This window comes from Paramaledivibacter caminithermalis DSM 15212 (assembly GCF_900142245.1).
GTDB lineage: Bacteria > Bacillota > Clostridia > Peptostreptococcales > Caminicellaceae > Paramaledivibacter > Paramaledivibacter caminithermalis.
Genome location: NZ_FRAG01000016.1, coordinates 38,512 through 50,895, shown reverse-complemented (window position 1 = coordinate 50,895; position 12,384 = coordinate 38,512). Strand labels below are relative to the sequence as shown.

Here is a 12,384-nt window from a genome sequence, read left to right as displayed (position 1 = left end):
AAAAACATTTTTTATAAGAAATTATCAATATATTATATAATTATAATAAGTGAAACTTGTCGAAAAACATAATTTATTGTAGAATTGAAGTATTATCTTCAGAGGTTTTACATACTTATTAAAGAAAGTCCTTTACAAAGGGAATCTTGAAGTTAAAGTTTTTGAACCATTAGGCGGAAATAATCCACTATTTTATGATTTTAGACTTATATGTGCTACCAATAAAGATATACAAAAAGAAGTCAAAAGATGAAGGTTTCAAAATGATTTATCCTATAGGATTAATGAATTCAATATAAAATTCCCCCCTTTAAAGGAAATAAGGATGATGCTATAAAAATTTTAGGGATCAGTAAGAAAACATTATATAATAAGATTGAAAAATACTGTATAGAGATATAGAAGCCATTCATAATTTTAAATTTATAAAAGCTATTTTGAGTAGCTTAATTGACATAAAAAAAACTACAGAGGTGAAATTTAATGCTCCATTCATTTTTTGATAATGTGTTTTTAGTTGTTGGAGCTCTTTTTATAGGTCTTAAATTGAGAGATTATACTTCTAAAAAGACAAGTATTCATAGATTTAATATTTGGATATTTTCTATTTATGCCAGCTTAACATCAATTTTAAGCATGTTCAATTCCTATATGAATGAAGAATTATTTTTTGATATAAGAAGTATACCACTTTTTTTTATTTCCTATGTATACGGTTGGAAAGCTGGTCTGATATCTTGTATTTTGCCTTCATTATTTCGTTATTACATAGGAGGAGCAATGGTTTGGCAAGGAATAATTTTGAGTATAGTTATTCCAATTATAGTAGGGGCTCTTTTTTATAAGTCTAAAGTTTTCGATAATCAATATAGATTTTTCAGCATAAAAAGTACATTGTTAGTTTATTCGGTCTATTGTATTATTAGGGCTGTGATAATATGGTTTGTTGTACCTGTTTCTAATTCTTCATGGTTAAAGAATAATATGAGTACGACAATTATATCCTTAATGATATTATGTTTTATTGTATTTGTTATAAATGATTCTAATAAAAATATGCTATTAAAGATAGAAATGGATAATAAACAAAGGAAAATTGAGGATTTAAATAGTAAGCTTCTTAATTCTAACGATACATTGATATCTCTTTTAGATGCAATGCCAGTTGGTATCGTTGTTTTTGACACAAAAGGAAATATTATTTTAAATAATGCTACTTCTGCTAATATATTAGGTACTATTGCCAATAAAATAGGTGGTAGATTTACTGATTCAAATAAAAGAGCCTATTATCTTCATAGGTTAGATGGGTCAGAAATTCCTCTAAAAGAATTACCTTATTGGCAGACCATTGAAAAAGGAAGAGTTATAAAGGATGCAGAGATACTTTTACGAAGAAAAGATAAAAAAGAGAAAATTATCTTAGTATCTAGCACCCCTATATATGATGATAAGGATAATATAGCCAATGGAGTAGTGGTATTTCAGGATATAACCCATCTTAAGATTATTGAAAATACTTTACGGCAAAGTAGAAAAATAGGAGAAGCATTTATAAATGGTATAACAGAGGTTTTAATATTAATAGATAGGGAAGGAACTATCTTTTCATTAAATGAAACGGGTTCTAGAGAGTTAGGATTAAAGGTTTCTGAAGCTATAGGCTTAAACATTTTTGATTTTATTTCACCAGAATTAAAAGAAAAGATAAAAAAGAAACTCAATGAATTTATTAAGAGTAAAAGTTATATAGCCTTTGAACAGGAACTTGGGGAAAGGTATTTTAATATTACTCTTTATCCTATTTTTAACAATTATGGTATCGCAGAAAAGTTTGTTATATTTTCTAAAGATATTACAAAGCTTAAAGAAGCAGAAGAAATTAAAAATTAATGTAACCATAGACGGCGTATGTAAAATTTACATAAAAAACTGATTAGGTATAAGCTGTAACAATAGGTGAATTTAGGTCTCTTTAATAATTATTATAAATAAAATAATAGGAGTGATGGCAAAAGATGAAAAGGAGATTTAAAGATTTTAAAATTAGAACAAAATTAGGATTAGGATTTTATTTAATAATGATTTCTTGTATATTAGTAGGAATAGTATCCTATTTAGGAATAAAGAGTATTGCAGAACATGATATTTATTTGTTACTAAATAATAATAATTTAAATAAACTTATGCTGGAAATGAGGAGAAACGAAAAAGACTTTCTTATACATGAAGTAAGGAATCCAGACTTTTTTAAGACAGGAAAAAGCAAGTATATAGATAAGTTCCAATCAAATTATGAAAAATTTATGAAAAAAATAAATTTAATAAAAAAGAATAAAGATATAATAGACAACCCCGAAAGCATAAAGAAATTTGATGAGATGGAAGTTTTGATAAAGGAATATCATAAGAGATTTTTAGAGGTTGCGGATAAGAAAAAATTAAGAGGCTTTGAAGACTATGGATTTATTGGTGAACTAAGGAGTAAGGTTCATAGATTTGAAAATATGATAGAAAATTTACCACACAATAAAGATTTAAAAATTTTAATACTGCAAGCTAGGAGAGCTGAAAAAGATTACTTCTTAAGGAAGGATACAAAATATGCTGATAAGTTAACAAAGATAATTTTGCAGCTTAGAACTGTCTTGAATAATTCTAATTATGATGATTCTGTCAAGGCGGATATAAATATTCTAATAAATACATATGTGGATAAATTTAATAAAGTGGTTTCTATTGATAAAGAAATAGGGCTTAAAAGTACTGACGGGCTTATTGGAGATTATAGAAGTACAGTACATAAAATTGAACCATTAGTTGAAGAAATAAATAAGGATATTATTCAATTAATTAATAAGGATGTAAAGAACAAGATAAGAATTATTATAACAATAATTATTATTGCTTTTTTAGTATCAATTTTTCTTATATTGCTTATTTCCAAGCTTATAACAAAACCAATCAACGAGACTAAAGATATGTTTAAGGATATTGCTAAGGGAGAAGGAGATTTAACAGGAAGATTAGAGATTAAATCAAAGGATGAGATAGGTATCCTTTCTAAATGGTTTAATGTTTTTATTGAAAAAATACACCAGCTAATAAGTCAAGTAAAGGATAGTGTGTATACTGTAACTAATTCTGCTGAAGAACTTTCGGAGTCAGTTGAAGCAATTACAGATCAAGCCCAAAACATTAATGATAGTATTCAACAGATTACTAAAGGTATGGAAGAAAGCAGTGCTTCTACAGAAAAAATAAATGTATCGATTGCTGAAGTAACTGGTGCAACAAGACAGCTTGCTGAAAAAGCTGAGGAAGGGAGTATACTTTCCAAAGAAATAGGGAATAGGGCTAAAGTAATGAAAAATAATGCTGAAAAGTCTACAGAAATGGCTGAAAGTTTAATTAAAGAAAAACAAGCAGATATTTCTAAGGCCTTTGAAAAAAGTAAAATAATTAATGAAATAGAGATAATGTCCAATACTATTTCCCAGATTGCAGAGCAAACAAATCTTTTAGCACTAAATGCAGCTATTGAAGCCGCAAGAGCAGGAGAACAAGGAAGAGGTTTTACAGTTGTAGCAGATGAGGTCAGAAAGCTAGCTGATCAGTCTACAGAAACCGTATTAAATATTAAAACAACCATTAAAGAAGTCCAAGATGCATTTAGAGATCTTACTGTTAATGCTGGAGATATATTGAAATTTATTGAAGGGAAAGTGAAAAATGATTATAAAATTTTAGTTGAAACGGGTACACAATATATGAAGGATTCCGACTTGATTAGTGTTTTGGTTGAAGATTTTGCAGCCAGTACAGAAGAGATATTGGCTTCAATGGAAGAAGTGTCCCAAGCTATTGAAATTGTATTTGAGTCAATAGAACAAGCAGCATCTAGTTCCAATGATATTGCTGTTAATATAACTGAAACAACTAAGGCTATAGATGCAGCAGCAAGGGTTGCTGAAAGACAGATGGAGTTAGCAAAGGGATTAAATAATATGGTAGGAAAATTTAAAGTTTAAAGAATATGATTGAATTAAGAATTGGTTCATTTTGAACTGATTCTTTATTAATTTAATCTATTGTATTACTCTGAAAATATATATTTTCAGAGTAGTCTATTGATAAAAAATTGGTACAGACAGATACAAGTAATGATATAATAGATATTGTAAATGGAGCTTTTTACAGCAATAGAAATATTAATGAACAAGATATTTATTTTATAAATATATATTAGGAGATTTAATCCCCTATAGAAAAGGTGATGTTTATGGAACACTTTGGAAGAATACCTCCCCATAATGTTGAAGCGGAACAATCTGTTTTAGGAGCAATGATTTTAGATAAGGAAGCAATAATCGTTGCTAGTGAAATGCTGAAGAATGAGGATTTTTATAAAGATTCCCATAAAGAAATATATGAAGCCATAATTGATTTATATAATAGAGATGAACCTGTAGACTTAGTTACACTTTCTGAAGAATTATCTAGGCGAGGAACCCTTGAAGCATTGGGAGGAGTAACTTATTTATCGGATTTATCTACATCGGGGATAATAACATCAAATGCAAAGTATTATGCTAAGATTGTAGCAGAAAAGGCTTTGCTTAGACGTTTAATAAAAGCATCTACAGAGATAGTAGAAAAGGGATATGAAGCTGAAGAAGCAGAGATGCTTCTAGACCTTGCTGAGAGAAAGATATTTGATATTTCTCAAAATGCAAATAAGGAGGGCTTTTCTCCTATAAAGGAAATTCTTCTAGAAACCTTTGATAGGATAGAAGAGCTTTATAGTAGCGAGGGAGGAATAACTGGTTTATCAACTGGATTTGTCGATCTTGATAGGAAGACCTCTGGGCTTCAAAAATCAGATCTTATTCTAATAGCAGGACGACCTGCAATGGGAAAGACAGCTTTTTCAATAAATGTATGTCAAAATGCGGCTATAAGATCAGGAGCATCGGTTGCTATATTTAGCTTAGAGATGTCAAAGGAACAGTTGGTACAGCGTATGCTAAGTGCTGAGTCACATATAGAGATTCAAAAGTTAAGAACAGGTCAACTTAGTGAAGATCAATGGCCCAAGCTTGCTAATGCCATGGGACCGTTGGCTCAAGCCAAGATATTTATAGATGATACTCCAGGTATTAATGTTATGGAGATGAGATCAAAGTGCAGAAGACTTAAGATGGAGCAAGGTTTAGATTTAATAATGATAGATTACCTTCAGCTTATGGAGTCTCATACCAAGTCCGATAGTAGACAGCAGGAGATTTCGGCTATTTCTAGAGCATTAAAGATACTTGCTAGGGAGATGGATTGCCCAGTTATTGCCTTATCGCAGCTATCACGTGCTCCAGAACTTAGGGCAGATCATAGGCCTATTCTTTCTGACCTTAGGGAATCAGGGGCCATAGAACAGGATGCCGATATAGTTATGTTTTTATATCGAGATGAATACTATCATCCCGATAGTGAAAAGAAGAGCATAGGAGAGGTTATAATAGCCAAGCAACGTAATGGTTCAACTGGAACTGTAGAGCTGGCATGGCTTGGACAATATACTAAGTTTGCAAATCTTGAAAAATTTAGAGAGTAATTTTTATGGGGTTAAGGCTTTTTAAGGTTAATATTAAGAATTGATGTTGACCTTTTTGGAAAAAATACAATATATAAGAAGGATTATTAATCAAAGTAGTCTCGATAAATTTCGTGACTGCTTTTGTTTATTCTTGAAGAAAAGCGGGTATTTATTAGTAGAAATAATCAAAAATATAGATTTCCAATAGTAAAATTTAATTTATAAATATCAAAATATCTAGAGTTTTTAAGGATTTTTGATGTGTATAAATTAATTGTTTTACTAGAATATCTATATATTGTTGGTTATGTATAAACTTATTGATGGAGGTAGATAGTATGAATTATGTAATAGTTGGTAATGGAATAGCAGGGTTATCTGCAGCAGAAGAAATAAGAAAAAATGATATGGAAGGAAAAATAATATTAATTGGGAGAGAAGAATATTTAACATATAATAGAGTAAAGCTTTCTCATTTTATCAGTAAAGAAGATTATTCTATGGATGAATTACTTGTATACGATGAAAACTGGTATAAAGAAAGAAAAATTGAAGTATTATTAAATACAAAGGTAATTAGTATTAATTCAAAAGATAAAGAAGTAATAACTGATAATAAAGGGAAAATAACATATGATAAGCTTTTAATAGCAAATGGAAGCAGTCCATTTGTTCCACCCATTACTGGAGTTGATAAGAAGGGTGTATTTGTACTAAGAACTATAAATGATTTGACTCAAATACAAAGATATGTTAAAAAATGCAGTACAATTTCTGTTATTGGAGGAGGGCTTTTAGGGCTAGAGGCAGCATGGTCATTGCATAAACTGGGAAAAAAAGTAAATATAATAGAGTTTTCACCTTATTTACTGCCTAGACAGCTTGATAAAGAACTAGGGATATATCTACAAGAACAGTTGGAAAAAGAAGGACTAAATTTTTATTTTGATGCTGTAGCACAAGAAATTCTAGGTGATAAGATTGTAAGTGGTATTAAACTAAAGGATAAAAGAATAGTTGATAGCGATTTAGTTTTAATCTCTACTGGTGTTAGGTCAAATTTAAAGATTACAGAAGGAACTAATATTAATGTGGAAAGAGGAATAGTGGTTGATAATCATATGGAAACTAATATAGAGTCCATATATGCTGCTGGAGATATAGCTCAGTATAATGATTTAGTTCTTGCATTGTGGTCAGTAGCCATGGATCAAGGTAAAGTTGCAGGAGCCAATATGTGCGGTAATAAAAAAGAATACAATATGCCAAAACCTGCTGCAACATTACTTATTGGAAACATAAAAATGTTTTCAGTTGGAAATGTAAACAATACAGAAAAAGATATTAAAATTCAAGGTGAAAATTATTTTCATAAGCTGTTTTTAGATAGTGGTAAATTAATTGGTGGAATACTTATAGGAGACATAAAGAAAATGATAGCTTTAAAAAAGGCAGTAAATGAAAATAGGGACATTAGTAATATGCTCAATAAAGATATTACACCACAAGAAATATTAAATAGTCTTTAAGGATAAACAATATTAAAACCTAATATAAATTTCATAGAAAATAACAAACGCTTTTACATTTTTTCTATGAAATGTATAATACTTTAGAGTTGGTTATTTATATAAAATTTATATAGTAAAACTTAATTTATACATGTACAAATACGCAATGCTTCTAGGCGTTTTGGACATGTATAAATTAAAGTCTTTACTTAAATTCTTATGAAATCTTTAAGTTTAGTTTTATTTTTCAAGATTGAAAATATGATCTTAAATCTTGGAGCTTAGAACTGACAAAGGCTTAAAAGCTCTTTGTCTCTTAGGGAGATGGATAATGATGATAGTGGGGGATAGTATTAAAATAAGAAAGCTTAAAAGAGAAGATGTGGATAAAATGGTATTGTGGGGAAAACATGAGGATCCTGTTTTCTTACACTATAACTTTCCAAATCTATCAAAACAAGAGAGGGATTTATGGTATAGGATTAAAGCGAAAAGTTTTAGAAGAAAATGCTTTACAATTGAAGATTTTAAAAATAATATTATAGGATATATTTCCCTTAGAGATATTAAATTTATAAAAAGAGAGAGTGAATTAGGAATAGTTTTTGATCCTAATAAATTAAACAAGGGTTATGGAACAGATGCACTCAGTAATTTTTTGGACTTTTATTTTAATGTTTTAAAGATGAGGAAATTAAATCTCAAGGTAGCAAAATTTAACAAAAGAGCCCTTCGATGTTATCAAAAATGTGGGTTTGAAATATGGAAGGAGATACTAGATGAATTTGAGGAACAGAATATTGGTTTAAAAATAATGAAAAAAATTGTAGAGAGCAATAAAGAATTCAAAATTAATAATGGGAAATTAGTTACGAATTACTATTATATGAATATAACCAAGGAAAAATACCTTTTCCACAAAGAAAGAGAAAAACTGTTGATAACTCTGTGAATAATGTGGATAACTTGAGTTTGAACTGTGAATAAATATTTCCACAAGGGTGAATATAATATGGATAACTATATACCTCCTGTTAAACTTGAAAATAAATAATAGAGATAAACAACTTCAAGGTTTAATAAATTTCAAAGAAAAATGTAGAAGCGTTTATTATTTTCTCTGAAATTTATTTTAAGTTTTACTATGTAAACCCTATATAGTTCAGATAAATGGTATAATGTATAGTAGATGTTGAAAAATGAGGAGGTAAATTAATGGCAAAAATAACTAAGGATACGGTTATTGCTGAAGTTTTAATGATGAATAGAGGAACTGCTCCTATATTCATAAAGCATGGATTACATTGTTTAGGGTGCGCAGGTGCTAACATGGAAAGTATAAATGATGCTGCTAAAGTTCACGAAGTAGATGTAGATACACTGGTTAATGATTTAAATGAATACCTTGAAAATCAAGGAGAATAATATAGTGTTTAATATAAAATAAAACCTATAGGATAGATTGTAGAGAAAAGAGTCTATTTTATAGGTTCTTTTTTATGTATTAAAATATTAATAGAAAATATTAATATTTTGATATTGTCGAAAATTAAAAAATATATAATATTCTGTAAATATTCAATAGTAACATAATATATAATTTATTAAAAGTAGAGAAAGGGAGAGATCGACTTGAAAAGTGATAAGATATTTAAAGGAGCTAAAGGTGCTCCAGCTAGATCATTACTTTACGGAATGGGATACACTAAAGAGGAAATAGACAAGCCTTTAATAGGTATTGTAAATGCACATAACGAAATTATTGCAGGGCACATACATTTGGACCAGATTGCCGAGGCAGCAAAAAAGGGAGTAGCAATGGCAGGCGGAACACCTATAGAGTTTCCAGCTATAGGGATATGTGATGGAATAGCAATGGGTCATGAGGGAATGAAGTATCCTTTAGCAAGTAGAGAATTAATTGCTGATTCAGTAGAAGCAATGGCATTAGCCCATGGATTTGACGGACTAGTTTTAATACCAAATTGTGATAAGATTATTCCTGGCATGCTGATGGCAGCTGCCAGATTAAATATTCCTTGTGTAGTTGTAAGTGGTGGACCAATGAGGGCTGGCAAATATAATGGAGAAAATATTGATTTTAGTACAATAATTGAAAAGGTAGGAACATATCAAAAAGGACAGATTTCTGATGATGAATTAGAGAATATTTCAAGAAAAGCATGTCCAGGATGCGGTTCTTGTTCAGGATTATTTACTGCAAATAGTATGAATTGTTTAACCGAAGTTTTAGGTATGGGGCTACCATACAATGGTACAGCTATGGCTCATTCTGGTGAAAGGATAAGACTGGCAAAATATGCTGGAATGAAGGTAATGGAATGTATAGAGAAGGATATAAAACCTCTTGATGTATTAACCCTAGATGCCTTTAAAAATGCTATAACTGTAGATATGGCCATGGCAGGTTCTACAAATACTGTACTACATTTACCAGCCATAGCCCATGAAGCAGGTATAGAGCTCAAGCTTGATTTATTCGATGAGATAAGTCAAAAAACACCTTATCTTACAAAACTGAGTCCAAGTGGGAAACATCATATGGAAGATCTTCATTTAGCAGGAGGAATACCAGCTTTGATGAAGGAGCTTGCTAAAAAAGGACTTATAAAAGAGGATTTAATTACTATCACAGGTCTTACTGTTGGAGAAAACATAGAAAATGCAAAGATACGCAATAGAGATGTAATAAAATCTGTGGAAGAACCTTATAGATCAACAGGAGGATTAGCAATACTTACAGGAAACCTTGCTACCGATGGATGCGTCGTTAAGGAATCCGCCGTTGCAGACGAGATGCTTAATCATAAAGGTTCAGCCAAGGTTTTTAATTCAGAGGAAGATGCTGTTAATGCCATATTCCAAGGAAAAATTGAAAAAGGTGATGTAGTTGTAATAAGATATGAAGGACCAAAGGGTGGCCCTGGGATGAGAGAAATGCTTTCTCCTACATCCGCCATAGCTGGTATGGGACTTGATAAGGATGTAGCATTGCTTACGGATGGAAGATTTTCTGGAGCAACTAGAGGAGCAGCTATAGGACATATATCTCCAGAAGCTATGGAGGGAGGTTTAATAGGTCTTATAGAAGATGGAGATATTATAGAGATAGATATTCCTAATAAGAAGCTAGAAGTAAAGTTAAGTCAAGATGAGATAGATAGGCGAAAAGAAAAACATATAAAGCCTGAACCAAAGGTTAAGAAGGGATATCTAGCTAGATATGCAAAATTAGTTACATCAGCCAATACTGGTGCAGTATTAAAATAACATACGATATATTATTTAAAGTAGATTATTGATAGCTTTTATTTTAACAGCAAAGTAAATTTTTTAATAAACTTGATATTCTTTGATAAAGGTTCAATTTCGTGGAGCATTAAAGCCAAGAACCACATATTTCAATGACTACACGAAATTGGACTTTTTTTAATAGCAAAAAATATGATATAATTGGATAATTAAATTAGATTTATATCAAAGGATGATCAAAAAATGAAAAATACTTTAATTTTTCCAGATCACAGTGAAGATATACAGAAATTTGAGTGGGGTGAGGTTATATGGATTCACGAACCAAAGCAGCCCAATCTAGAAAGAATGAGTGTTGGTTTGGTAAAATTATTTCCAAAATCTAAACACGTTAGACATTTTCATTTTGGTGAAGAACAGATATTATATACATTGCAGGGTAAAGGGATACATCGAATAAATGACGAAGAAAAAATAATTAGTCAAGGAATGATACTTCATTGTCCACCTTATACTGAACATGAAGTTACTAATATGGAAGATGTAGACCTTATCATAATGATTATATATGCTCCTGCAAAAACAATGGATTTTCAGTCAGGCATACCTGCTATAAGTAATAAGCATATATTAGATTATGTTGATATTGAACTTCTTGAAAATATACAGAAGGATTTATCTAATCTTTTACAGCTTTCTGTAAAAATTACCGATGCTAATAAATGTGACATAACAAAATTTGTGGGACTAAATTCATTTTGTGGGTTATGTCCCCATGTAGGAAATTGTGAGGAAGAACTTACTTCGGTAACTAAGAGTCCTTTTTCCAAGATAGAGGATGTTTGTATATGTAACAATAATATTATAACTCTTTGGATTCCTATATTAGTAAAAAATAGTATCATAGGGTATATAAAGTGCGGACATTTGCTTATTAATAGACCAGATAATATTCAAGAAAAGCTTTATTTAATATCCCAAAAGCATGATATAAGCTTTAAAAAGCTACAAAGTGCCTATGATAATATGCCACTGGTTCCGAAAAGCAGATTATATGCTTTAGAGGAATCTCTAATAGCAACATCTAGATATATAACTGGAATTATTGAGAACAGCATAATCCAGAGTGAATTAAAGGAGAAAAATAAGGAGATTTTAGAGAAAATACAGCACAATATTGATTTAGAAGATGCTTTAAATGAATCTAATAAGAAACTATTAAAGTATGAGATGAGTTCCAAACTTAACGTTGTTAATTACCAGCAAGATAATATAAATTATATAGATGATATTGAATATCCTTTTGAAAAAGAAGCCGATTTAGAAAACTGTGTGAGGATACTAGATGAAAATAAGAGCATAATAATTATCAAGGATATTATTAAAGATTATGAAGATAAAAATATACCTCTTACAGCAATAAAATGTGTATTTATTGAATTATTTACAGTTATATCAAGAATACTATATAAAGAAACCCATGACGCTCAAAGCATATCTAAAATAAGAAGAAAATATAAAAAAGTAATAGATAATGCTTATGATTATACTCAATTACAAATAATAGCAGTAGAGTTTATTAATGACTGCATAAAAGATTTAAAGCAAGGACTTCATAAAAATGATAAAGGTATAATTAATCGTGTTAATTTATACATTAAAGAAAATTATTATCAAGATCTTAATCTAAAATCTATTGCTGAAAAGTTTTATATAAGCCCTAATTACTTAAGTAAGATTTTTAACGAAGAGAATCAAATGTCACTCTCTGACTATATTAATAGAATTCGCATAGAAAAGGCAAAGGAGTATTTAATAAAAACAAATATGAAGATATCAATGATTGGCAAGAAGGTAGGCTGTAGTAATATAAGCTACTTTAGTTATATCTTTAAAAAGATTGAAAAATGTACACCTAAAGAATATAGATTAAAGCACAGAGATTAGGTTTAGAATATTTCTTTTATGATCACACATCCATAACAAAGAAGAGCTTAATTTGCCTGA

General features: G+C 29.9%; 10 protein-coding genes. All 10 read left to right on the top strand.

The features are described 5' to 3' along the window. Positions 1–91: 91 nt before the first annotated feature. The 10 genes from BUB36_RS20640 (at position 92) to BUB36_RS08105 (ending at position 12,324) form a co-directional block, all read left to right on the top strand. Positions 92–253: a sigma 54-interacting transcriptional regulator gene (locus BUB36_RS20640; protein ID WP_131821227.1), complete on the top strand. Its 162-nt coding sequence runs from the start codon at positions 92–94 to the stop codon at positions 251–253. 35 nt (positions 254–288) lie between these two features. Beyond that, positions 289–402, top strand: coding sequence for a helix-turn-helix domain-containing protein (locus tag BUB36_RS20635; RefSeq protein ID WP_073148905.1), 114 nt, complete (start codon positions 289–291; stop codon positions 400–402). 81 nt (positions 403–483) lie between these two features. Continuing rightward, positions 484–1,893: a PAS domain-containing protein gene (locus BUB36_RS08140; RefSeq protein WP_073148848.1), complete on the top strand. Its 1,410-nt coding sequence runs from the start codon at positions 484–486 to the stop codon at positions 1,891–1,893. A gap of 125 nt (positions 1,894–2,018) precedes the next feature. Then, a complete protein-coding gene (locus BUB36_RS08135; RefSeq protein WP_073148846.1) occupies positions 2,019–4,031 on the top strand; it encodes a methyl-accepting chemotaxis protein in 2,013 nt (670 codons plus the stop codon). 251 nt (positions 4,032–4,282) lie between these two features. Further along, a complete protein-coding gene (gene dnaB / locus BUB36_RS08130; protein WP_330390453.1) occupies positions 4,283–5,611 on the top strand; it encodes a replicative DNA helicase in 1,329 nt (442 codons plus the stop codon). Between the two features lie 320 nt (positions 5,612–5,931). After that, positions 5,932–7,122, top strand: a complete 1,191-nt coding sequence (locus BUB36_RS08125; RefSeq protein ID WP_073148842.1) for an NAD(P)/FAD-dependent oxidoreductase — start codon at positions 5,932–5,934, stop codon at positions 7,120–7,122. Positions 7,123–7,435: 313 nt separating this feature from the next. After that, the gene (locus tag BUB36_RS08120; protein ID WP_084111854.1) at positions 7,436–8,056 is read left to right on the top strand and encodes a GNAT family N-acetyltransferase; all 621 of its coding nucleotides are present in this window, start codon (positions 7,436–7,438) and stop codon (positions 8,054–8,056) included. A gap of 263 nt (positions 8,057–8,319) precedes the next feature. Next, positions 8,320–8,529: a DUF1858 domain-containing protein gene (locus BUB36_RS08115; RefSeq protein ID WP_073148840.1), complete on the top strand. Its 210-nt coding sequence runs from the start codon at positions 8,320–8,322 to the stop codon at positions 8,527–8,529. A gap of 207 nt (positions 8,530–8,736) precedes the next feature. Beyond that, a complete protein-coding gene (gene ilvD, locus BUB36_RS08110; RefSeq protein WP_073148838.1) occupies positions 8,737–10,395 on the top strand; it encodes a dihydroxy-acid dehydratase in 1,659 nt (552 codons plus the stop codon). 225 nt (positions 10,396–10,620) lie between these two features. Then, complete coding sequence (locus BUB36_RS08105) at positions 10,621–12,324, top strand: PocR ligand-binding domain-containing protein (protein ID WP_073148836.1); 1,704 nt, start codon at positions 10,621–10,623, stop codon at positions 12,322–12,324. The last annotated feature ends 60 nt before the right edge of the window (positions 12,325–12,384 follow it).